Annotated in this window: 19 protein-coding genes; all 19 read left to right on the top strand. The window is 36.4% G+C overall.

Features of this window, described 5'->3' with window-relative positions; all coding sequences use genetic code 11:
* The first annotated feature begins 170 nt into the window (after nt 1-170).
* The 19 genes from EJN67_RS10480 to EJN67_RS10570 all read left to right on the top strand — a co-directional run bounded on the left by EJN67_RS10480 (nt 171) and on the right by EJN67_RS10570 (nt 24,051).
* Complete coding sequence (locus EJN67_RS10480) at nt 171-800, top strand: carbohydrate ABC transporter permease (RefSeq protein ID WP_129724261.1); 630 nt, start codon at nt 171-173, stop codon at nt 798-800.
* A 1-nt stretch (nt 801) separates the two neighbouring features.
* Nucleotides 802-1,620, top strand: coding sequence for a carbohydrate ABC transporter permease (locus EJN67_RS10485; RefSeq protein WP_129724262.1), 819 nt, complete (start codon nt 802-804; stop codon nt 1,618-1,620).
* 198 nt (nt 1,621-1,818) lie between these two features.
* The gene (locus EJN67_RS10490) at nt 1,819-3,087 is read left to right on the top strand and encodes an L-rhamnose isomerase (RefSeq protein ID WP_129724263.1); all 1,269 of its coding nucleotides are present in this window, start codon (nt 1,819-1,821) and stop codon (nt 3,085-3,087) included.
* Nucleotides 3,088-3,148: 61 nt separating this feature from the next.
* Nucleotides 3,149-6,163: a glycosyl hydrolase gene (locus EJN67_RS10495; RefSeq protein WP_129724264.1), complete on the top strand. Its 3,015-nt coding sequence runs from the start codon at nt 3,149-3,151 to the stop codon at nt 6,161-6,163.
* 154 nt (nt 6,164-6,317) lie between these two features.
* Nucleotides 6,318-7,883, top strand: a complete 1,566-nt coding sequence (locus EJN67_RS10500; RefSeq protein ID WP_129724265.1) for an FAD-dependent oxidoreductase — start codon at nt 6,318-6,320, stop codon at nt 7,881-7,883.
* A gap of 16 nt (nt 7,884-7,899) precedes the next feature.
* Nucleotides 7,900-8,922 carry an SGNH/GDSL hydrolase family protein gene (locus EJN67_RS10505; protein WP_129724266.1) on the top strand — a complete coding sequence of 341 codons (1,023 nt, stop codon included), beginning with the start codon at nt 7,900-7,902 and terminating at the stop codon, nt 8,920-8,922.
* A 235-nt stretch (nt 8,923-9,157) separates the two neighbouring features.
* On the top strand, nt 9,158-10,111 hold the full coding sequence (locus EJN67_RS10510) for a carbohydrate kinase family protein (protein ID WP_129724267.1): 954 nt from the start codon (nt 9,158-9,160) through the stop codon (nt 10,109-10,111).
* Nucleotides 10,112-10,124: 13 nt separating this feature from the next.
* Nucleotides 10,125-11,609, top strand: a complete 1,485-nt coding sequence (locus EJN67_RS10515; RefSeq protein ID WP_243641286.1) for a glycosyltransferase — start codon at nt 10,125-10,127, stop codon at nt 11,607-11,609.
* A 1-nt stretch (nt 11,610) separates the two neighbouring features.
* Nucleotides 11,611-12,552, top strand: a complete 942-nt coding sequence (locus EJN67_RS10520) for a galactose-1-phosphate uridylyltransferase (protein WP_129724268.1) — start codon at nt 11,611-11,613, stop codon at nt 12,550-12,552.
* Between the two features lie 74 nt (nt 12,553-12,626).
* Nucleotides 12,627-13,604: a LacI family DNA-binding transcriptional regulator gene (locus EJN67_RS10525; RefSeq protein ID WP_129724269.1), complete on the top strand. Its 978-nt coding sequence runs from the start codon at nt 12,627-12,629 to the stop codon at nt 13,602-13,604.
* A gap of 115 nt (nt 13,605-13,719) precedes the next feature.
* Nucleotides 13,720-15,093, top strand: a complete 1,374-nt coding sequence (locus tag EJN67_RS10530; protein ID WP_129724270.1) for an ABC transporter substrate-binding protein — start codon at nt 13,720-13,722, stop codon at nt 15,091-15,093.
* Between the two features lie 70 nt (nt 15,094-15,163).
* Nucleotides 15,164-16,048, top strand: a complete 885-nt coding sequence (locus EJN67_RS10535; protein WP_129724271.1) for a carbohydrate ABC transporter permease — start codon at nt 15,164-15,166, stop codon at nt 16,046-16,048.
* Nucleotides 16,048-16,875: a carbohydrate ABC transporter permease gene (locus EJN67_RS10540; protein WP_129724272.1), complete on the top strand. Its 828-nt coding sequence runs from the start codon at nt 16,048-16,050 to the stop codon at nt 16,873-16,875. Before EJN67_RS10535 ends, EJN67_RS10540 begins: the two co-directional genes overlap by 1 nt.
* A gap of 26 nt (nt 16,876-16,901) precedes the next feature.
* A complete protein-coding gene (locus tag EJN67_RS10545; RefSeq protein ID WP_129724273.1) occupies nt 16,902-18,353 on the top strand; it encodes a glycoside hydrolase family 32 protein in 1,452 nt (483 codons plus the stop codon).
* 11 nt (nt 18,354-18,364) lie between these two features.
* Nucleotides 18,365-19,312: a carbohydrate kinase family protein gene (locus EJN67_RS10550; protein WP_129724274.1), complete on the top strand. Its 948-nt coding sequence runs from the start codon at nt 18,365-18,367 to the stop codon at nt 19,310-19,312.
* A 117-nt stretch (nt 19,313-19,429) separates the two neighbouring features.
* On the top strand, nt 19,430-19,978 hold the full coding sequence (locus EJN67_RS10555) for an HD domain-containing protein (RefSeq protein ID WP_129724275.1): 549 nt from the start codon (nt 19,430-19,432) through the stop codon (nt 19,976-19,978).
* Between the two features lie 19 nt (nt 19,979-19,997).
* Nucleotides 19,998-20,693: a hypothetical protein gene (locus EJN67_RS10560; protein WP_129724276.1), complete on the top strand. Its 696-nt coding sequence runs from the start codon at nt 19,998-20,000 to the stop codon at nt 20,691-20,693.
* Nucleotides 20,694-20,786: 93 nt separating this feature from the next.
* Nucleotides 20,787-22,850 carry a putative bifunctional diguanylate cyclase/phosphodiesterase gene (locus tag EJN67_RS10565; RefSeq protein WP_129724277.1) on the top strand — a complete coding sequence of 688 codons (2,064 nt, stop codon included), beginning with the start codon at nt 20,787-20,789 and terminating at the stop codon, nt 22,848-22,850.
* A 181-nt stretch (nt 22,851-23,031) separates the two neighbouring features.
* Entirely contained in the window at nt 23,032-24,051 is a 1,020-nt protein-coding gene (locus EJN67_RS10570; protein ID WP_165000839.1) for a hydroxyacid dehydrogenase, read from the top strand.
* Nucleotides 24,052-24,080 lie beyond the last annotated feature (29 nt).

Consider the following 24,080-nt stretch of genomic DNA (forward strand, 5'->3'; position numbering starts at 1 on the left):
GGGAGGCCGCCCTGGCTGACAAATCATATGGGCGATGCTTGTCGTCAAGAGTGTGACCGGATACAATGCTAATTTATTTATCAGGATGGCTGTATTTTTCTTTTCCCTACAGTAAATTGACGCAATCTAAGAACACTATATATTTTACGATCGTTACAACATTTTTTAAAATGATATTAGGATTGTTTCTTGCAATAGTGTTGAATAGGGAAATTCGAACAGCTAATATAATGCGAAGTATCTATTTTATGCCGGCAATCATAAGTAATGTAGCAATAGCACTAATATTTTCTTCTATTTTACATCCTGATGGGATTTTAAATAGTTTTTTGAAAGCAATAAATATGGACTTTTTAGTAAATAATTGGCTCACAGATCCAAATTTAGTCATGTTTTCAGTTTCGAGTATAGAAGTGTGGAAGTGGACAGGATTTACAATGGTTATTTTGCTAGCCGGGCTTCAATCAATACCAACTGAATATTATGAAGCATGTAAGATAGATGGTGCAACTGGCTTTGATAAGTTTAGATATATTACATTTCCACTTTTAATGCCTTCATTTAATAATGCACTAATTATTTGTCTGGTTGGTGGACTTAAGGTTTTTGATATAGTTTATGCACTGACTGGAGGAGGCCCTGGTAATGCCAGTGAAGTTTTAAATACTTATGTTTTTAAGGCATATGGAAGAGGTTATTATGGGGAGGCATGTGCAGCCAGTGTTATTATAGGTGTGTTAATTGCAACGATAAGTTTATTTACATTAAAACCATTAAGATCAAAGGAGGTTGAAATGTAATATGTTAAAAAAGCTGAAAACTAAATTATTGGACATCTTTATTTTAATATTAACTATACCAATACTTGTTCCATTTTATATGTTGGTAGTAAACTCCTTTAAAACAAAAGCCGAGGCTGCGGAAATGACTCTTAAATTGCCAACTGAATGGAATATCATAGAAAACTATAGAACGATGGCAGAAGTAGGTAATATATTTGTAGGATTTAAAAATTCAGCAATTATTACGGTTTTGTCAGTAGCTCTTACTATTATAGTATCAGCTATTACTGCATTCATAATACAGAGAAGGAAAGAAAAATTTTCTAATTGGATATTTATATTTTTGGTTTTAGGTCTATTTATTCCTGGTTTTACTGTACCTACGGTTTTATTAATACATCGTCTTCATATACCGAAATTAATTGGTCTTATATTAATGAACGTGGTTGGTGGTTTGCCAATGGGCATATTTCTGTATGTGGGATATTTGAAGAGTATTCCTCGTGAAATAGATGAAGCGGCTATAATAGACGGTTGTGGATTGTTTAGGCTATTTATGCAGATTATTATGCCACTTGTAACTCCAATTACTGCAACATATGCTATAATATCAGTCCTTAGTGTATGGAATGATTTTGCAATGCCTTTATACCTTTTATCAGGTTCAGAAAACCAAACAATTACACTTGCTATGTTTAACTTTTTTGGACCTCATTCAGCTGACTGGAATCTTGTATTTGCATGCATAGTTGTATCTACTTTGCCGGTTATTATAATATATTTTACATTGCAAAAGTATATTATTGCAGGAATGGTAGGGGGATCTGTAAAGGGATAATTGACTATATTATTAAAGCTAGTGTATTAAAATTATCTAAAGATAAGGGAGATCTAATTATTTGTTGCCATGAAATATTTAAAGATAAATAAAAAAATATAATAAAACTGCCATGGCTCAATAGAAGATGGAAGGCTAGCTTTGAATTCTGTTAAAGAAAAATACAAAAACATTTGATAGTAGATATGGAGGACGTATATGAATATAGATAAGCATATTGAGCAGCAGTATATTATGGCAAGGGAGCAATATGCGGCCATAGGGGTAGATACTGAAAAAGCTATAGATATGACGGATAGGATACCTGTCTCTATACACTGCTGGCAGGGAGATGATGTTAAGGGCTTTGAATATGACGATCGTGAATTAAGCGGTGGTATACAGGTGACAGGTGCCTATCCTGGAAGGGCTAGAAACGGAGACGAACTGAGATCTGACATGGAAAAGGCATTATCTATGATACCAGGAAGGCACAGGGTAAACCTTCATGCCATATATGCAGAAACTAATGGTAAAAAGGTGGAGCGGAATAGGCTTGAGCCAAAGTATTTTGCTAATTGGGTGGATTGGGCAAAGGAACATGGGTGGGGATTGGATTTTAATCCTACATTCTTCTCCCATCCCCTAAGCGATGATGGTTTTACCCTTAGTCACCCAGATAGGGCCATAAGGCAGTTTTGGATAGAACACGGGCAGGTATGTAGGAGTATAGGGGAGTATTTTGGACGGGAGCTTGGCACTCCATGTGTAACCAATATATGGATACCGGATGGTTTTAAAGATATCCCTGCGGACAGGTTTGTACCTAGGGAACGTTTAGAGGCATCATTAGATGAGATATTGAAAGTTCCAATAGATAAAAAGTATAATCTTGATGCGGTTGAGAGCAAACTCTTTGGTATAGGTTCTGAAAGCTATGTGGTGGGTTCCCATGAATTTTATATGGGGTATGCCATAAAAAATGGTATACTTCTATGCCTTGATGCAGGACATTTTCATCCTACTGAGATGGTTTCAGATAAGATATCGTCCATACTGCAGTTTATACCCGAAATGCTTTTACATGTAAGCCGACCTGTTAGATGGGATAGTGACCATGTGGTGTTGCTTGATGATGAGCTGCAAAACATGATGCATCAGATAGTAAGGGAAGATGTATATGACAGGGTACATATAGCATTTGACTATTTTGATGGGAGCATAAACAGGGTAGCTGCCTGGGTAATAGGCGGGAGAAATGCCAGAAAGGCTATTTTAACAGCATTTTTAGAGCCTTCAGAAAAGCTTAAACAGGCAGAGATTAAAGGGGATTATACAGGCAGATTGGCCCTTATGGAAGAGTTAAAGACCTATCCAATTCAAGCTGTATGGGATTATTACTGTCTAAGCCATGGCATTCTCCCTAGGGAACGCTGGTTGGATGAAGTTTATAGATATGAAAAGGATATATTGAGCAAAAGGGACTAAAAAATTAATAAGACTATTAGGATATGAGGATTTTGAATAAAGATTATCAGGGGGGTTGAATATGGATATAAAATCATTTAAGGCTCCTTCTGCCTTGTATAGACCGGCACCATTCTGGAGCTGGAATGATAAATTGGATAAAGAGGAGCTAAAAAGGCAGATCGACGAGATGTCTAAAGGTGGCTGGGGAGGATATTTTATGCATTCTCGGGTAGGTTTAGTCACAAAATACCTATCCGATGAATGGATGGATATGATACGCACATGTGCTCAAAAGGCTAGGGAAACGGGAACTTATGCATGGCTATATGATGAGGATAAATGGCCCTCTGGTTTTGCGGGGGGCGAGGTATCTAAAAATCTTGAATATAGGAGTCGGGCATTGGTGCTTTTGACACAAGATAAAATAACAGAAGATGATAGTGTGCTTACTACATACACAAAAGATGGAATAACATATTATATATGTAAGCGTATATCTCCTACAGGAAACCCATGGTTTAATGGATTTTGTTATGTAGATCTTATGAATCCAAAAGCGGTAAGAGCCTTTTTAGAGAGTACCCACGAACGTTATAAGGAGTCCTGTGGAGAGTACTTTGGGAAAGAGATACCGGGCATATTTACTGATGAACCTTGTTACCTCATGGAAAACCACTATGATGTACCTGTACTTCCCTGGTCAGAATATCTACCTGACTTTTTTAAAGCATTAAAGGGATATAGCATTGAAGACTACTTAAAAGAATTATTCTTTGATATAGATGATTACCAAAGGATAAGATATGACTTTTTTGATAGCGCAACGCGGTTGTTTATAGAGAGCTTTACCAAACAGTATTATAAATGGTGCAAAGAAAACGATCTTCTTATGACAGGGCATTTTATGGCAGAGGATAATATGCCATACCAATTGCAATGGATAGGGGCAGCTATGCCTCATTATGAATATATGGATTGGCCAGGCATAGACAAATTGGGGAGAAATCTAGAGCAGCTTGTGACAGTAAAACAGGTAACCTCTGTAGCAGATCAGCTGGAAAAGGACAGAACCTTTTGTGAGGTGTTTGGTTGCATGGGTCAGCATGCCAGCTTTTATCATAGAAAATGGATAGCAGACTGGCAGGCTGTGCTGGGTATAAATTTTGTAAATCACCACTTATCATTGTATTCCATGCGCGGGGAAAGAAAACGTGATTATCCTGCAAACCTATTTTATCAACAACCATGGTGGAAGGAAGAGAAGGGATTTGCCGACTATATAGGTAGACTTAGCTATGCATTATCAGAGGGTAAAAGATGTGTAGATATACTGGTAATACATCCTATAGGGAGTGTATGGAGCCAATACTCACCACTTCATAAACAAAATGATCTGGCCATTGAGGCGGGAGTATATGATAGGCCATTTACCAATCTATCTAAGGAATTAATAGCTAACAAACTGGACTTTCATTATGGAGATGAGATGCTCATTGAAAAATACGGAGAGGTAAAGGATGGGAAGCTATCAATAGGAGCACATGAATATTCTGCAATAGTCATTCCACCTTGTTTTACATTAAGGGGTAGCACTCTATCGCTTATAGAGGAGTTTATAGCGCAATCTAGTCCTGAAAATGTAGTTATGATACAGCCCTTTGTTCAGAGGATAGATGGAAAATCTAGAGATATACATTGGCCGGAAGGTACTGTAAGATGCCAGACAGTGTCTCAGGCAATCACCTGCCTGGATAATATGTATAAAGATAGGATAAAGATAATAGACGACATGACCGGCAAAAATGCCAAAGCCATCATATGCCATAGACGAACGGACAAAGACGGAAGTTGGATATTTTTTGCAAATACTGAGGAGAACAGGGAGATTGCATCTACTATAAATATAGATATGGGTAGGCTGCCGGTAATATTGGATATTATGTCTGGAAAGGTATATAAATCTCCCGCCAAATTGCTAAACGGCAGGGTGGAGATGAAGGTAAAATTCTATCCAGGTGGTAGTTTGCTCTTATATTTTCCTAAAGAAACCATGGATGTAGGGGAGTGTCCTGCATTTTTAGATAGCGGGGTGGAGTTTGAAACCCATTATTCTAATGTTGAAAAGATGGACGAATGGGTGGCAAAACTAAATGGGCCTAATGTCCTACCAATAAACGATGTGACCCTTTATATGGATGGGGAATTGATTCTTAAAGATATGCCAATATCGAAGGCTTGGCATCAGATTTTTTATAAAGCTGAAGAAGGTACCCAATTTAAGGCTATATACAAGTTTAATGTCACAAATATCCCACAGGGCGAGATGTTTGCGGCTATTGAAGTAGCAGAAAATCTGGACCGTATATCTTTAAATGGGGACAAGATTAATGCCTTAAAGAAAAAGGGCGAGCTAGGTGCATTTGATAATGACAAGAGCTGGCTTGATATAAACTTTACAAAGGTACCCATCACAGGACTTGTAAAAGAAGGGGAAAACGAAATTATAATAGAGGGCAGGAAGATTAATAACATAACAGGTCCTGGAACTCACGTATCGGTAGAAGACTATAAAACACATACGCCTACCGAAATAGAGACCGTATATGTTGTTGGAGATTTTGTAGTAACAGACGAAGATAATATTAAATTTTCTATAGACGGTAAAAAAACGATACCGGATGTTTATGACCTGACCCGGTCGGGCTATCCATTTTATGCAGGTGAAGCAGAATTTATCACTGGGTTTAGTTATGATAATAAAAATGATAATAAAGATGATAATAAATTGTATCTAAAGGTACAGGATGTTCGTAGCGCATTTATTAGTCTGTATGTAAACGGTGAGTTTTGTGGTACGAAATATTGGGCACCATATGTATTCGATATAACCCAGTTTATAAGGGAAGGGAAAAATCTTATATCCATAAAGGCTGGCAATACTTTATTCAATGCTATGGGACCTAACAGGATGGATGGGATATTGAATGAAGAATATGTAGGTCCCTATACATTTATAGATTTTGATAGATATACGGAAAAATATACATTGGTACCCTTTGGCATTGGGCATGGGAGCTTGATTATATCGGATTAATATGGCTCTCCTATGATTTTTACATATATGCTTTATATATTTCTACATGGACCTTAATTTCTACAAATCATGGATATAAAAGGGTTTATTATGCTATAATAGGGTGCAGTAGCAATAATACTTTTTTATTTTAAGCAAAAAGGGAGGGCTAATTTTGCAAAGAGCATATAAAGCAGATGTGATCATCATAGGAGGAAGTCTTGGTGGATGCGCTGCGGCGTTAGCCGCAGCTCGTATGGGTAAAAAGGTTATTATGACAGAGGAGACAAAATGGATAGGAGGACAGCTTACAAGTCAGGCTGTACCACCGGATGAAAATCCTTGGATAGAGAAATTTGGCTGTACCATGAGCTATAGGCAGCTTCGAAATGGGATAAGGACATATTATAAGAATCATTTTCCATTGACACCAGAAGCCAGACAGACATTTTACTTAAATCCCGGCAATGGGAATGTAAGCAAGCTTTGTCATGATCCTAGGGTAGCTGTAGCTGTTCTTCATGAGATGATGGCTCCATATATACTAAGCAATCACCTTGTCATATGGACAAGGCATAAGATACAAAGTGTAGAAGTGGATAATAATCATGTAAGATCTATGATAGTAAAAAACCTTGATACTGGCGATGAAAAGATATTGACTGGTAGTTATTTCCTTGATGCTACCGAATGCGGAGATGTATTACCCCTTGCAAAGGCAGAGTACATAACAGGTGCTGAATCTAAACAGGGGACTGGAGAGCCCCATGCCCTAGAAGGGGAGGCAGATCCTTTAGATATACAGTCCATTACATGGTGTTTTGCCATAGATCATGTGGAGGGTGAAGATAATACCATAGAGAAGCCTGAGCAATATGATTTTTGGAAAAACTATAGATGCGATTTCTGGCCAGATTCCATGCTTAGTTGGAAGAGTAGTCATCCACATACATTGGAAACTAGAGAGCATACCCTTTTCCCTGTAGATGAGAGGCATTCCCTGTGGACATATCGTAGAATTGCAGATAGGAATAATTTTGTACCCGGTACATTTGATAGTGATATTACAATAGCCAACTGGCCACAAAATGACTATTGGCTTGGGCCTATATATGAGGTGGATGAAGAGGAGGCTAACAAACATCTAGAAGGTGCAAGACAGCTGAGCTTATCGTATCTCTACTGGCTACAGACAGAGGCACCACGCCCTGATGGTGGTATAGGATATCCCGGATTGAGGCTGAGAAATGATGTTGTAGGTACGGAGGATGGATTGGCCATGTACCCGTATATAAGGGAGTCTAGACGTATAAAGGCTGAATTCACCATTTTAGAACAGTATGTAAGTCCTATTACTAGGGGAGATGAGGGCGCAGTAAAGTTTGAAGATAGTGTAGGGATAGGGTATTATCGTATGGATCTGCATCCTAGTACCTCTGGCAGGAACTATATAGATATTGGATGTCTGCCATTTCAAATACCGCTTGGCAGTCTCATACCTGTTAGGATGGAAAATCTTATTCCTGCATGTAAAAACATAGGTACTACCCATATTACAAATGGTTCGTATAGACTACATCCTGTGGAATGGAATATAGGTGAGGCAGCAGGTATGTTGGTATCCTATGCTATGGATAAAAAAATATCTCCCAGGGTAGTTAGAAATGATAATGAATACTTAGCAGATTTTCAGCAACTACTTAGAAAACAAGGTGTAGAACTTGAGTGGCCTAAAATATAAGAAGGAGTAATGATAGTTGAAATATTTTAATATAACAGACGAACCCTTTTGTTTATCAGGATTTCCATGGATAAAAAAAAATAACCTATGCCGCTTGCCTGTAGATGCCCTGAGTATGTTTTCAGAGAGCATACAGACTTTAGCCTGGCATACATCAGGTGGAATGGTAAGATTTAAGACCAATTCCAATAATATATCCCTAAAGGTAAAGCTAAAAGAGTGCTATTTACATCCCAATATGCCCATGACCGCCCTATGTGGGTTTGATTTTTACCTAGGGGAAGGAACTGATAAAAGGTTTTATGGCAGCATATTCCCACAATATGATCAATGGGAGATTGAAGAGCAAATAGGGGATGGGCTAGATAAAAGATGGCGGGAGTGGACCATATATCTTCCAATATATTGTGGTATAGAGGATATACAAATAGGCATCAACGAGGATGCTAAAGTGCTCCCGCCTTCTAGCTTTACCGTCGAAAAGCCTATAGTCTTCTATGGCTCATCCATAACACAGGGGGCTTGCTCTTCTAGGCCAGGTAATGCGTATACACATACAGTTGCAAGATGGCTAGATGGAAATTTTGTAGATCTTGGTTTTAGCGGCAGTGCAAAGGGTGAAGAGGAGATGGCAGAGTTGATAGCCTCTCTGGATATGGAGTTGTTTGTCATGGACTATGATCACAATGCCCCGGATCAGGAACATCTTTTAAATACACATGAACCATTCTTTAAGATTATAAGGGAAAAGCATCCTGATATGCCGGTGGTATTTATGACTGCTCCCTATTACCATTATCCTATGGAAAGAAATGATTATGCGGATAAGGATAAGAGGAGAGAAATAGTGTACAGGACGTTTAAAAGGGCAAAAGAGGCGGGAGATGGAAATGTATATTTCTTAGACGGTTATGAATTTTTCCAAAAGTCCATGGCCGATGCCTGCACGGTGGATAATATACATCCTACGGATATAGGTATGTTTTATATGGCAAAAAGTTTGTATCCTATATTGTATGATATTCTAAAAAATAGATAATATTATAAGAGCCCTACGTATATACGTAGGGCTCTTATAATATTATCTAACATTGAATGCTTCATGTGTAAAATAGTAAAAAAATTTATATATAAATAAGGATAAGTAGTCTTGCCCTGATATATGGAACCGGTTGACATACACATGAATATAATATAAAATGCTAATTAGATAATCAAAGGTTGATAATGAATGTTTATGTTAAGTGTAGTTCATATATGAAGGAAGTGGGTACATGGGTAATATAGAAATCAAAGATTTAAAGGATAAAAAATATGATATAGCGACTGTAGGTGAAGTACTTGTAGATATGATCTCTACAGAATATACAGATGGGTTTGATTGTGACACTTATAGAAGATTCTTTGGTGGATCTCCCGCCAACATTGCAATGAATGTAAAAAAACTGGGCATAAACTCCACTATTATATGTTGTGCAGGTAGCGATGAAATGGGGGATTTTCTAATATCCAAGATGAAAATGCAGGGACTTGATACTAGTAATGTTAAGAGAGCATATTCTTCAACATCCATGGTACTTTTAAATAAAAGTCAATCTAGCCCTATACCGATATTTTATCGTGGTGCAGACTATAGAATAGTATTTGATGAGTCTATAGAAGATGTTATAAGGACATCAAAAATAGTTCATTTTTCTACATGGCCCATATCAAGGGAGCCATCTAGAAGCGCTATAGAGAAAATCATAGAGGTAGCTAAGGAAAGTGGTACTATAATAGGATTTGACCCAAATTATCATCCTGCATTATGGGAAAAAGGTTATGACGGGGTTTCATATATAAAGGGAATTATAAAAGATGTAGATATAATAAAACCTAGTGAGGATGATGCAAAGCGTCTATTTGGGGAAGAAAGTATTGATGAGTATATTGCAAGATTTTTAGATCTTGGAGCAAAATTGGTTATAATGACATTAGGTAAAGACGGGCTTGTAGCTTCTGATGGGAAAACAACAATTAGAATGGATAGCGTGGCAGACAATGTGATGGATACCACCGGGGCGGGGGATGCTTTTTGGTCGGGCTTTTATGCAGCTATTGTAAAAGGATATGATGTTAAGGATGCGATAAGGCTTGGAAATGCATCTAGTGCATATAAACTTAGATATACAGGTGCAGTTGTAGATTTTCCAAGTATAGATAGACTAAAGGATTTGTATGAAATATAAGGGAGAGAAAATTATGCATATAGCTTTTTTAAATCCACAGGGTAATTTTGATAGGAAGGATTCATATTGGACTGAACATCCGGATTTTGGAGGACAGCTGGTATATGTAAAGGAAATAGCCTCTGCAATGGCAAAACAAGGTCATAATGTGGATATAATAACCAGGCAGATAAAAGATAAAAATTGGCTTGAGTTTTCCAATAGGTTTGACTCTTATGATAATGTAAGAAACCTTCGGATTATAAGATTGCCTGCAGGTCCAGATAAATTCTTGGCCAAGGAATCATTATGGGAACACCTAAGTGAATGGGTAGATAATATAATAGATTTTTATAAAACTGAAGCAAAGATGCCTGATTTTATAACTACCCATTACGGAGATGGCGGTATAGCTGGAGCTATGATGTATGAAAAGACTAATATCCCCTTTTCTTTCACCGGTCATTCATTAGGGGCACAGAAGATGGATAAACTGGGGATCAATTCTGAAAATATAGCACAGATGGATGCTAGATATTATTTTACCAAACGAATAATGGCAGAACGCACTGCTATGTCAAACTCAAGCATAATATTTGTATCAACTGCACAGGAAAAGGATGAACAGTATACCCATAGGGCTTATAGAGATGCAGGACAGTTAGATGATATGGGAAAATTCTGTATAGTACCTCCTGGAGTAAATATGGATGTGTTTAGTGCAATGATACCAAATAAGGATGATGCCTTAGAAATGAAGGCATTCATAGATAATATGCTTAAGAGGGATATAGAAAATACTCGCATACAGCTTCCTTCAATAATAGCTGCTAGTCGTCTAGATCCTAAGAAAAATCATATAGGATTAGTGAAGGCATTTGCCAAAAGTAAGGAACTTCAAAAGAAGTCCAATCTCATTATAACCTTAAGGGGAATAGAGGATCCATTTCAGGATTATTCTTTTGTGAAAAAGGAAGAGAGGGAGATATTAGACGAGATAATGGGGATTATAGATAGCTATAATCTTAGAGGAAAGGTGTGTATTTTTAGTATAAATTCACAAAAGCAGCTAGCAGACTGTTACAGGGAACTTGCAAGTAGAAACTCAATATTTTGTTTGACTGCGATGTATGAACCATTTGGCTTGGCACCTATAGAAGCTATGAGTTGCGGGCTTCCGGTAGCTGTTACAAAGTATGGAGGGCCTAATGAGGTGTTAAGGGAAAATGGGGAGGAATATGGAGTGCTAATAGATCCCTTTGATGAGCAGGATATTGCTTTAGGTATTTTAAAGCTATTTGACAATTATGCTTTTTATAGGCATCAGGGAATTAAAAGGGTAAGTAGTAAATATACATGGGATGCAGCTGCACAAGGGTATATAGAAGGTATACAAAAGATCCTTTCAGAAAAAAAAGATTATCATATTTCAAAACTTCATCCTTATTTTAAATCTTCCAATAAGACAAATAGGATAGAGTTAGACTGGCTGACAAGGATATATCTAAGGGGTGAATAATATGCCGGAAATTAGAAAAGATCCTTTTACAGATGAACAAGTTATAATAGCGATGGAACGTGCAAAGCGCCCTACAGATTTTCATGATGATGGGAGTAATAAGGAAGAAAAGACGTGTTTTTTTTGTCGGGGAAGAGAAAAGTTGACGCCTTCTGAGACCTTTAGAATAGACGATGATAATGGGGAGTGGATAGTAAGGTCATTTCCAAACAAGTTCCCTATTTTATGTTCTGATATGACCGATGGAAACGGTATTCATGAGGTAATAGTAGATAATTGTGGGCATGATAAAAGCTTTTTTAATATGAATATAAAAGAATTTAAATATATGCTTTTAGCCTATAAAAATCGATATATTGCACTGTATAATACAGCTTCCACTCAATATGTGAGTGTTTTTAAAAATTATCTCAAAAAAGCAGGAGCATCCCTTGATCATCCCCATTCTCAGATAATTTCATTACCGATTATCCCTAATATAATAATGACAGAATTGAATAATTGTAAAAAATTCTATGAATATAGAGGGGAGATAATGCATCAAGTTCTTATAAGAGAGGAACGTGATAAGGGAGATAGGGTTATATTTGAAACGGATAATTTCATTGTAATAGCTCCCTTTGCCAGTAAATATAACTATGAAACTCAGATTATATATAAAAATAAAGGTTTATTTCAATCCATGACAGACCGTATAATAACTGAATTATCAGAGGTGTTCTTTGGCCTTTTTAGCAGATATGGTAATGTACTAGGAAGATTTCCGTTTAATCTTTTTTTACATGCCCATCCAAACTTGATGGAAGATGCACCTTATAATTGGCATCTTCATATTACACCAAGAGTATCTCAGCAGGCAGGTTTTGAGCTGTCAACGGGTATATATGTAAATGATATCCCACCTGAAAAGGCGGCTAAATTGCTGATTTCTGCCGGACATTGATGAAAGATTGCAAAAAATAATTCTTTGCTATAAAATAGATATAAAATATAAGGGACTAGACGGAGGTTGATGTTATGCCCACAATAAAGGATGTGGCAGAAAAGGCGGGGGTATCTGTAACAACCGTATCTAGAGTGTTAAACAATCGAGGTTATATAAGTGATGCTACCAGAAAAAAAGTTCAGCAGGCAATGAAACAGTTAAATTATCAGCCTAATGAGCTAGCACGATCATTGTATAGACAAAAATCTAATATAATTGGTGTAATTGTGCCAACCGTTTCACATCCCTTTTTCGGAGAATTGGTAAGTTCTATAGAGTATTATGCATGTAAAGGTGGTTACAAACTTTTACTTTGCAATTCTCATCTGGAAGCAGAAAAGGAAAAGGACTATATAGATATGTTGAGAAGGAATCAAGTAGACGGTATAATTATGGGTAGCCATACGTTGAATGTAGATGAATATGCCTTTACCAATTTGCCCATAGTAACATTTGATAGATGTATATCCGATAGCATACCGTATATAGCATCGGATAACTATGAAGGCGGACGTATAGCTACAAAATTATTGGTAGACCAAGGGTGTAAAAAGATAGCCCATATAAGCGGTAATTTAACCCTGAATTTATTGGCAAATAAAAGATATGAAGCCTTTGTTGAGGTAGCAGAAGAAAATAATGTGGGATATATAAATGTCCAAACAAGTATAAATGTTTTTGATGATACCAAATATGAGAAGATTATTTTTGACCTATTAAAAGAACACCAAGATATAGATGGAATATTTGCCAGTAGTGATGTTATGGCAGCCTACGCAATAAAGGTATGCAGGAGATTTGGTAAAAAAGTGCCTGAAGACATAAAGATAGTGGGATATGATGATATAAATATCGCTTCTTTGGCCATACCTTCTATTACTACCATAAATCAGCCTATAGACGAAATGAGTGAATTGGCTATAGAGCTTATTATAAAGCAGATAGATGGTAAAAGAGTGCCTACCAAAAACATATTTCCTGTTACTTTGGTTAGGCGGGAGACAGCATAAAATTTTTTTGTTTTTGTATGTCAATCGGTTGACATACATGGCCAATTAGTTGTATAATAAAGTTGCATTGCAGAAAGGACACAAATATATAATAATTCATATAAGGAGGATAACTATGAAAAAAGTAAAAGTACTGTCAATCCTTATTTCTTTATTATTGGTAGTTTCCATTTTATCAGCTTGTGGCTCCGATGATAAAAAGACAGTTGATGAGGAAACAACCAATGAGCAAACGGATCAACAAGAAAAGAAGGAAGATGTTAAAGATGATTCAAAAGGTTCAGGGGAAAAAGTAAAAATAAGTCTTCTTAACTCAAAGGGTGAAATTCAGGCCCAATTAGAAGAAAGTGCAAAGGTTTTCGAAAAGGATACAAATATAGAGTTGGAGATTGTTCCTTGTGCTGCAGGGCAATCACCTTTTGAAAAGGCAAGTTCGATGTATGCATCAGGAAATGCACCGGCACTGCTTATGATAGATACAGGTGATATAGCCAAATTTAAGGATAAACTTTTAGATCTATCCGATGAAAAATGGGTAAACGATGTGGTAGAAGGTGCTTTAAACGACTACAAAATGGATGATGGCAGGATGGTTGGTTTTCCTTTTGCTGTAGAAGGGTTCTCATTTATATATAACAAACAGATATTAGATAAGGCGGTTGGAGGAGAATTTGATCCTGCGTCTGTAAAAACTCGTAGTGATCTGGAAAAACTATTTAAAGATATTGAAAACTCAGGCGTAGCGCCTCTTGTAATATCACCAATGGATTGGTCATTAGCAGGCCATTTCTTACCGATTTCCTATATAACCCAATCCTCTGAAGGTGATGCATTTGATAAAATGGTGCAGGATTTAAAAGAAGGAAAATCAGATTTGGCGAACAACGATCAGTTTAATGGCTTGATTGAAACTTTTGATTTGATGAAGAAGTATAATATAGATAAGGAAGATCCATTGTCAGGTACTTATGATAGAGGGCCTGAGCTATTAGGTAGCGGTAAGGTAGGTATTTGGTTTATGGGTAACTGGGCATGGCCTCAAATTGCAGAATTTGATACTGCAGACGGACAATATGGTTTTATACCTGTACCGATAAGCGATAATGCAGATGACTATGGAAATAGTCAAATACCTGTATCCGTAACCAAACCTCTGGTATTGGATAAAGAACAAAATTCTGAGGAACAACAAGAAGCAGCTAAGAAATTCTTAGAGTGGATAGTATATGAGGATAATGGTCAAGATGCATTAGTAAACAATGCTCACATAATACCTGCGTTTAAAAATATTACATTGGAGCCTCAGGATCCATTGGCTAAATCTATTAAGAAGTATATGGATGAAGGGAAGACATTAGATGCACCTACTCTTTTGCCTCCAGATCATTGGTCACAGGTAGGCGCATCCATGCAAAAATATTTAGATGATCAGATAGATAAAGCTGGATTGGCCAAAGAAATTGAAGATTATTGGAAGACTGTAGAATAGATGGGACTATTTCAAGGGCGGGAGAAATGTCTACTCGCCCTTGATTATCTAATTATAGGAGGTGTAACGCATGGAAGGTAAAAAGGGAACTTGGGATAAGGTAAAAACATATCTCATGTTTGCCGGGCCCACAACCTTTATTTTCTTTACCGTAGTTATTCTTCCATTTTTATTTGGAATATATTTAACCTTTACTAACTGGGATGGTGTATCTAAAGATTATTCTTTGGTGGGATTTCAAAACTATGCATCGGTCTTTAGGGATCCAAAGTTTTGGAGTTCATTTTTGCTAACGTTAAAATATGTGCTTTTTATTGTTGTATTTATAAATGTAATTGCTTTTTTACTGGCATATTTGCTCACTAGTGGAGTAAAGGGACAAAATTTTTTTAGAGCAGGATTTTTTCTGCCGAATCTTATTGGAGGAATAATATTAGGTTTTATATGGCAATTTATGTTTTCAAATGTATTGGTATATATGGGAAAAGCATTGGGCATCCAAAGTATTTCAACTTCATGGTTGTCAAATCCTAATAAGGCTTTTTGGGCTCTTGTAGTAGTTACGGTATGGCAATATTCCGGCTATATGATGGTCATATATATATCTGGATTTATGAATATACCTAAAGATATATTAGAAGCAGCAAGTATAGATGGTGCTAATGGCTTTGTAAGATTAAAGAGTATAATACTTCCACTTATGGTTCCTTCATTTATAATATGTGTGTTTTTGTCTCTCCAAAGGGGATTTATGGTATACGATTTAAATATTTCTCTAACAGGTGGAGGACCATATAAAAGTACAGAAATGATTTCTATGCATGTATATGAAAAGGCATTTTTGTCCCAACAATATGGAGTGGGGCAATCTGAGGCATTTGTCTTGTTTATAATAGTCGCTGTTGTAACATTGCTTCAGGTATATTTTAGCAAAAAGTTGGAGGTAGAGGCATAATGAAAAAAGAGGGAACAATATCTAAATGGATAAAAGTTATAGTACTTGCTATTTTACTGTTTCTATATCTGGTTCCATTTATTTTGGTATTAATAAACTCCTTTAAACCTAGAAGTGCTATAATCTCCAATCCACTGGCAGTTAGTTCTCAATGGAACTTTTCAAATTATGTAGATGCCTTTAAAAAGATGGATTATCTGCATGGATTTTTAAATTCTTTTATAGTAACCGCCGGTAGTGTGATACTAATTGCTATTTTATCTTCTATGACCGCTTATTTATTTGTTAGGTACAAGTGGAAATTTAATAAATATATGTTTTTTGTAATGGTAGCATCTATGATAATACCATTTCAAGCTATAATGATACCATTGGTACAGATATACGGCTCAATAAATATGTTAAACAGCAAATGGGTACTTATTTATATGTATATAGGATTTGGTACTGCATTAGCAGTATTTATTTATCATGGATTTATAAAAAGCGTGCCTGCTGAGCTGGAGGAAGCGGCTATGATAGATGGTTGCAATAAATATCAGACTTTTTTTAAAATCGTATTTCCACTGCTCAAGCCTATCACCAGTACGGTTATAATACTCGATGTCCTTTGGATTTGGAATGATTTTTTACTTCCATCTCTAGTCTTAACAACCCAGAAACAAAGGACTTTGCCCTTATCTACCTATTATTTTTATGGTACCTATACGGTAGACTATGGATTGCTAATGGCTGGGCTTATGCTTACAATAATACCGGTAATAGTAATATATTTGTTTATGCAAAAATATATAATAAATGGCGTAATACAGGGTTCTATAAAGTAATCTTAAAGGAGAGTATTTAGACAATAATGGATATGTTAGAAAAGGCAAATCGGTTTGTGGAGCAAAATCAAGGGAAAGTAGTTAATAAATATAGACTTAAGTATCATTTGATGGGTCAATATGGTTGGATAAACGATCCAAATGGATTTATATATTACAATGGTAAATATCATCTTTTTTATCAGCATAATCCCTATAAAAGTGTATGGGGTCCCATGCATTGGGGCCATGCAACAAGTAAGGATCTTATAAAATGGGAGTACCAACCTATAGCTTTAGCACCAGATAAGCCATATGATAAGGATGGATGCTTTTCAGGGAGTGCTATTGAAAAAGATGGTATTTTGTATCTTCTATACACTGGCCATGTGATAGGAGATTCTGAAAGGGAAGATGATTATAGTGAAACCCAGTGTTTGGCTTTTTCATATGATGAGGTAAAGTTTATAAAATATGATCATAATCCTGTCATAGGAGTAGATGATATCCCAAAGGTTATTAGCAGAAGGGATTTTCGCGACCCCAAGGTATTTAAAAAAGGCGAAACCTATTATATGGTGTTAGGGTCTAATAATGCTGATGGCAGGGGCGTAGCTGTTATCTATACTTCTTCTAATCTTAAAGAGTGGAGATTTTTAAACACTATAGGAAACGAAAGAAATGATATGGGCAATAATTGGGAATGTCCTGATCTTTTTGAGTTAAATAATAAAGATGTGCTTATTGCTTCTATACAGCATTTTAGTGATGATGGGTCAAAGAGCCATAACGATGTAATATATGCTGTTGGAGTTTTTGATGCTCACGAAGGAAGCTTCAAATTTAAAGATTGCAAGGCAATAGATGCAGGCTTTGATTTTTATGCTCCACAGACCACCATTGATGAAAAGGGGAGAAGGCTCATAGTTGCATGGATGAATGAGTGGAATACGGAAAATCCTACTCATACACTAGGACACAATTGGGCAGGTGCTATGACTATACCACGAGAAGTGGTGCTTAATGGAGATAAATTGAATTTCTTGCCAGTGAAAGAGATTAAGGAATATAGACGAAATGAATTTCTACGAAAGAATATATCCTTAAATGGGGAAAAAGAGTTAGAAATCGGTGGAGATTGCTATGAAATGGAGATAATATTTGATGCAAAGGAAGCTGATGAATTTGGTGTAAAACTTAGAACTGGCAATACTGAAGAAACTGTTTTATCATATAGTAGACAGGATGAATTATTCAGATTTAACAGGGATAGATCCGGTATAGGTCCTAAGGGAGAGCGTCAGGCCAAGGTTGAGTTAAAAAATGGTTTGTTAGATTTAAGGATATTTGTAGATATAAGCTCAGTTGAAATATTTATAAATGGTGGAGAGGTAGTAATGACTGGCAGAATTTATCCAAGCGAAGATTCCAAGGGTATAAAGCTCCTATCCAAAGGAGAATGTAATATACTATCTCTTAAAAAATGGGATATCATGTAAGGAGAATGATGATGTCAAGGATATTTACTATTGGAGAGGCTTTAATAGATTTTATTCCAGCAGAAAAGGGATTAAGCCTCAAAGCAGTTACATCCTTTAAAAAGGCTCCAGGGGGTGCTCCCGCCAACGTGGCAAGTGCAGTGGCAAAGCTTGGGGGAGATAGTGCTTTTATAGGGAAGGTGGGGAATGACCCATTTGGAGATTTCCTAATAGATACTTTAGATGATACAGGTGTAGACACTGGATATATAATAAGAACATCAATGGCTAATACGGCATTGGCTTTTGTGAGTCTAAAACTAGATGGTAATAGAGATTTTTTGTTTTATAGAAATCCTGGTGCCGATATGCTACTTGAAGAGGATGAGATAGATAGTAGCTGGTTCAATAAGGGAGATATACTGCATTTTGGTTCTGTAGACTTGATTGAAGCTCCTGTGAAATACGCCCACATAAAGGCTATAAAAACTGTCAAGGCTAGAAATGGATTGATAAGTTTTGATCCTAATGTACGTCTACCACTTTGGGATGATAGGAAAATGTGTAGAAATACCATAAGGGAATTTATACCTTTTGCCAATATTCTTAAGATAAGCGATGAGGAGATAGAGTTTATAACCGGTATAAAAGATGAAAAGGAAGCTATAGATTCCTTATTTATAGGAGATGTTGGAATAATTATTTGTACAAAGGGTTCGAAGGGTGCAGCGCTTTATACTAGAAAATTTAAGGTCGAAGTCCCTGGAGAAGATGTAAAGGCAGTAGATACTACTGGGGCGGGAGATGCGTTTATGGGTGCATTTCTCTATAAAATGCAATATGAAAACATGGATGTAAAGGGATTGGAACAGACTATGGCATACAATATGTTGAAGTTTGCAAACAAAGCTGCATCCATAAGCGTAACTAGGCAGGGGGCAATAAGCTCCTTACCTTCAATAGAAGAGGTTGATTACTAAACACCAATATTTTTTTAAAAATATTGGTGTTTTTTTATTTTGTTTATTCAAAGTACATAAATTGAGGTATATATTATATAGTATTTAATATAATTATTTTAAGAAAGGAACAAATAGATGTTACAATATGCTATACAGGTAGCCTTAGAAGCCCATAAAGGGCAAAAGAGGAAGGGGACTAGCATACCATACATAGTTCATCCAGTGGAAGTAGGCATAATACTTGGACAAAATGGCGCAGAGGAAGAGGTTATAATTGCAGGTATACTACATGATACGGTGGAAGATACAGATTTGACCCTTGAGGATATAGAGAGGATGTTTGGAACAAAGATACGGGATTATGTAGAAGGGGTTTCAGAACCGCAAAAGGGCATACCTGGAGTTACCTGGAGGGATAGAAAAGAACATACCATTGAGTATATAAAAGGGGCAAAGTTGGAGGTTAAGCTTATTTCATGTGCAGATAAGTTGAGCAATATGCGTAGTATATATAATGATTATATTAATATTGGCGATGGGTTATGGGATAGGTTTAATGCCGGATATGATGAACAGAAGTGGTATTATATAAATTTAGCTAAAAGTCTATCAAGTTTAGGCAGGTTGAACTATAATATGTACTTCGAACTGTGTGATATAATAGGCAAAGTGTTTGGAGTATAGTGGTGAGGGGGAGTGGATGATGGACAGGCAGAAATATAGTGAATGGGTTGATTATATATTGAGTGAAGGGCGAATAAAGCCGCCTAGGAAATTTATCGAAGATTATGATAGATGGGAGCATAGGATTATGCTGGGGCGGTTGTTGGCCCATGACAGCCAATATGTTCCCGCCATAGAGTTGTTTGAGAGTATAGCATATGAGGATATAGAGGACATAGACCAAAAGATATGGGCGCTTATGGATCTTGGAATATGTTATTGGTTAGGAAAGAGGGATATGGAAACGGCTATAGGCTGTTTAGATGTGGCATTATACCTTGCTGAAGATGAAGAGGTAAAACTGAAATTCTCTAGACGAGGGGAGATATGGTACAATCGCCTAAAGCTCATAAAGCTAGTATATGGCAGTGAACAAGCTAATCGGGAATGCAATGATACTATGATATCCCAAATTCTAGCTGGACAGGATACGAAATATAACAGCTATCTATATTATGGATATATTTATAAGGGAGAAGAAGAGAGGCAAAAGGGTAATTTAAGCTTGGCCATAGCATACATAAAAAAGGCGGGAGCATATGTCATGGAAGATACCCATACATTAGAGGTGGAATATATGTATAAGGAAGATATGGAGGATTTGGACAAGGCCTATAAACGGATCTATAGCTATGTAAATAGTGCTGCACGATTTCCGGCCATGTTTATAATTTAGCAAATAGCACAAAAAGCCCCAATTTGTTGTCGAAATTGGGGCTTTTTATGGTATAATAAAATATATCAAAATCTTCCATGGACGGTGAATTGAATGAAACATAAATATGATGATATAGATATAGAATACATTAAAAATAGGATTAATCCCAGAACAGGGGCATTGAAGGTTGCTCTCATCTACGGGTTAGTAGTTGGGGTATCCCTTTTTTTTCTTAATCGATTTATGGTTTTAGCGCTAGATGATATGAAAATTGGGCATAAAATTACCCTTATAAAGGATGAAATCTTTGTAACTATAACCATGCTCATATTATATATGATCGTCCGAAGACAAATGACATTGCTTAAGAAGTCAGTAGATAAGGTATATGATGGATACCGTGAATTAGATATTGCAAATAGACAGCTAAGTGCTACAAAAGAATTGTTGAAGGAGAATTTTGAGACCTTAAATCAGCATCAAGATGAGCAGATAAAATTGCAAGAGAGATTGTGGCATCAACGCAACTTATCCAAAAGTATCATAAATGATGTGGGAGCTATAATATTAATGTGGTATCCCGACGGGAGCATGAATATATTCAACCCTTTTGCTGAGGAGATTACAGGATATAAGGCATCAGAAGTATTGGGTAAGCGGTGGATAGATATCCTCATTCCTCTAGAAGATCGGGAGTATATGCAATCTGTATTTGATAGAATACTAGAAAGTGATTTTTTAAGGCATGAAAACCGTATAATATGTAAAGATGGAGGAATGATGGATATACTATGGAGCAATAGTATATTAAGAGATAAAGATGGCAATATCTCTGAGATCATATCCATTGGAACTGATATAACAGAGCGGAAGGAGATGGAAAAGCGTCTGCATATGATGGCATATTATGACACATTAACCGGCCTTCCAAATCGTATCATGATAGAAGAGAAATTTGACAAATTGCTATCGGGACATAATGATGATGGGTTTAGAGCAGCAATAATGATTCTAGATATAGATAATTTTAAAAATATAAATGAAACCCTTGGTCATAATGTTGGCGATATGTTGTTAAAAAATGTTGCTAATGTATTGAAAAAATATATAAAATCACCGAATATGCTAGGGCGAATAAGCGGTGATGGTTTTATAGTAGTACTAAATAATATGCAGAATGTAACTGACATAATAGGACGCGTGATGGATGTACAGCAATATCTAAAGAGGACATGGTATGCAGATGGGCGGGAGATTTTTGTATCTACCAGTGTAGGGATTGCGTTATATCCTGACCATGGTAAAGATGCTTCCATTCTTATAAAAAATGCCTCTACTGCAATGTTCTATGTAAAAGAGCGTAGCAAGGATGATTATGCATTTTATATAAAGGATATGGAAAAGAATGCGTTTGAACGCATGGAGATGCTTAATATGCTGTGTAGTGCCATTGAAAAAGGGGAGTTTAGCCTTTACTATCAACCACAGGTGGATATAAAAACAGGAAAAATAGTAGGTGCAGAAGCACTAATAAGGTGGACTCATTCGAAGAGGGGTGCTATCTCTCCGGCGGATTTTATTCCCATAGCGGAACAAGGCGGATTAATAGGAAAAATTGATAAATGGGTAATAAAGGAAGTATTTAGACAGAAGAAGATATGGGATAAAAAAGGTTACAAGGATGTGGAGTTGTCTTTAAATATTTCTGCGAAGACCTTAATGTATGGTGATTTGATAGAATATATTAAATCCTTGATTGGATGTATGGATGTTACAAAGGATTATATATGCTTTGAAATTACGGAGACTGCACTATTAAATGATTGGGAAACTGCTATTTTAGTTATAAATGATCTGAGAAGCATGGGATTTAAGGTGGCTCTAGACGATTTTGGTACTGGTCATTCCTCACTCACATATCTTAAAAAGCTGCCCATAGATGTATTAAAGATAGACAGGCAATTTATAAATGATATAGATGAAAGTAATGATAGGGAAGGTTTAATTTCGCCATATATTATTCAAATGGCCCATGCCTTAAAATTAAAGGTGGTGGCAGAGGGGGTAGAAACTCCCAAACAGCTGAAATTCCTTGAAGATCATGGTTGTGATATAGGTCAAGGATATATATTTAGTAAGCCTATCTTACCTGAAAAAATCGAAGAAATGTTTTAAAATTCTATACCTTATGATTTTTCTACAAGTTCTTATACTTGTATATAGCCCGTTGAAAATGCTTTTTATAAAGTATGTAGAATTTAACATAGGACCATAAAAATAGATGGTTTACAAAGCATATAAATGATGCTACCCTAGGTATAAATTAAATTCTGCTTAAATGAAGGAAGGGATATATGTGAAAAATCACAAAGTGCTTGTTGCAATACCCGATGGATATACTAGGGATACATTCTTTACCCCCATGGTAAGAGATAGGATGGCAAAGATGCCTGGATTGGAATTCATATGGAATATGGGTACAAAACAATTTTCCAAGGAAGAGATAGGCAATATTTTAACAGATTGTAGCTCATGTATTTTGGGATGGGGTGCTCCTAGGCTTACTACAAAAATGCTTCAAGAAAAGGACCAACTTAAACTTATAGCTATATTAGGCGGAGGGGTAAAACCATATATAGAAGAAGATTTTTTTGACAAAACAGATAAAACACTCATCAATCAGACCGATGTTATGGCAAAATCTGTAGCTGAGGCGACCCTGGCATATATGTTGTCAGGACTTAGGGATATACCATATTATGACCATGGTATGAAAAATTCATTTCAGTGGAGAAGCGATAAATTTTTTAATCAGGGATTATTCTACAAGACCGTTGGCTTAGTTGGTTTGGGTAAGGTAGGTCGGTATCTTATAGAATTCTTAAAACCATTTAATGTTGATATCATCATATATGATCCATATTTGGACGCCAGTACTATAGAGGGAGATAATATAACCATAGAGCAAAATCTCGATAGCCTTTTGTCAAGGGCTGATATAATCTCTATCCATGCGGGCTACACAGAGGAAACCCATCACATGCTAAATAAAGCTAGACTCTCTAAGATAAAGGATGGGGCTTTACTCGTTAATACTGCCAGGGGAGGGATTATAGACGAAGCTGCACTGGTAGAAGAATTGAAAAAGAATAGATTTAAGGCAGTGCTTGATGTTTATGAACGGGAGCCCCTATCAGAAGATAGTGGTCTAAGAAACCTAGACAATGTAGTACTCATTCCACATATGGCCGGGCCTACTATTGATATGAGGCAGTATATGGCACTGGCTCTTTTGAACGATATATATAAGTTTTTAAATGGTGATAAAGATCTATCATGCATACTAAATAAAGAACGGGTAAATATTATGACATGAAAATGCCATATATAAAGGATCTAGGGGGA

This window comes from Xylanivirga thermophila (genome assembly GCF_004138105.1).
GTDB classification, from domain to species: Bacteria; Bacillota; Clostridia; order Caldicoprobacterales; family Xylanivirgaceae; genus Xylanivirga; species Xylanivirga thermophila.

Coding starts and splice junctions, on each gene's coding strand:
- EJN67_RS10485 (WP_129724262.1), top strand. CDS start 802: ATGTTAAAAAAGCTGAAAACTAAATTATTGGACATCTTTATTTTAATA.
- EJN67_RS10490 (WP_129724263.1), top strand. CDS start 1,819: ATGAATATAGATAAGCATATTGAGCAGCAGTATATTATGGCAAGGGAG.
- EJN67_RS10540 (WP_129724272.1), top strand. CDS start 16,048: ATGAAAAAAGAGGGAACAATATCTAAATGGATAAAAGTTATAGTACTT.
- EJN67_RS10515 (WP_243641286.1), top strand. CDS start 10,125: ATGCATATAGCTTTTTTAAATCCACAGGGTAATTTTGATAGGAAGGAT.
- EJN67_RS10545 (WP_129724273.1), top strand. CDS start 16,902: ATGGATATGTTAGAAAAGGCAAATCGGTTTGTGGAGCAAAATCAAGGG.
- EJN67_RS10520 (WP_129724268.1), top strand. CDS start 11,611: ATGCCGGAAATTAGAAAAGATCCTTTTACAGATGAACAAGTTATAATA.
- EJN67_RS10510 (WP_129724267.1), top strand. CDS start 9,158: ATGGGTAATATAGAAATCAAAGATTTAAAGGATAAAAAATATGATATA.
- EJN67_RS10560 (WP_129724276.1), top strand. CDS start 19,998: ATGGACAGGCAGAAATATAGTGAATGGGTTGATTATATATTGAGTGAA.
- EJN67_RS10525 (WP_129724269.1), top strand. CDS start 12,627: ATGCCCACAATAAAGGATGTGGCAGAAAAGGCGGGGGTATCTGTAACA.
- EJN67_RS10480 (WP_129724261.1), top strand. CDS start 171: ATGATATTAGGATTGTTTCTTGCAATAGTGTTGAATAGGGAAATTCGA.
- EJN67_RS10565 (WP_129724277.1), top strand. CDS start 20,787: ATGAAACATAAATATGATGATATAGATATAGAATACATTAAAAATAGG.
- EJN67_RS10530 (WP_129724270.1), top strand. CDS start 13,720: ATGAAAAAAGTAAAAGTACTGTCAATCCTTATTTCTTTATTATTGGTA.
- EJN67_RS10495 (WP_129724264.1), top strand. CDS start 3,149: ATGGATATAAAATCATTTAAGGCTCCTTCTGCCTTGTATAGACCGGCA.
- EJN67_RS10550 (WP_129724274.1), top strand. CDS start 18,365: ATGTCAAGGATATTTACTATTGGAGAGGCTTTAATAGATTTTATTCCA.
- EJN67_RS10535 (WP_129724271.1), top strand. CDS start 15,164: ATGGAAGGTAAAAAGGGAACTTGGGATAAGGTAAAAACATATCTCATG.
- EJN67_RS10555 (WP_129724275.1), top strand. CDS start 19,430: ATGTTACAATATGCTATACAGGTAGCCTTAGAAGCCCATAAAGGGCAA.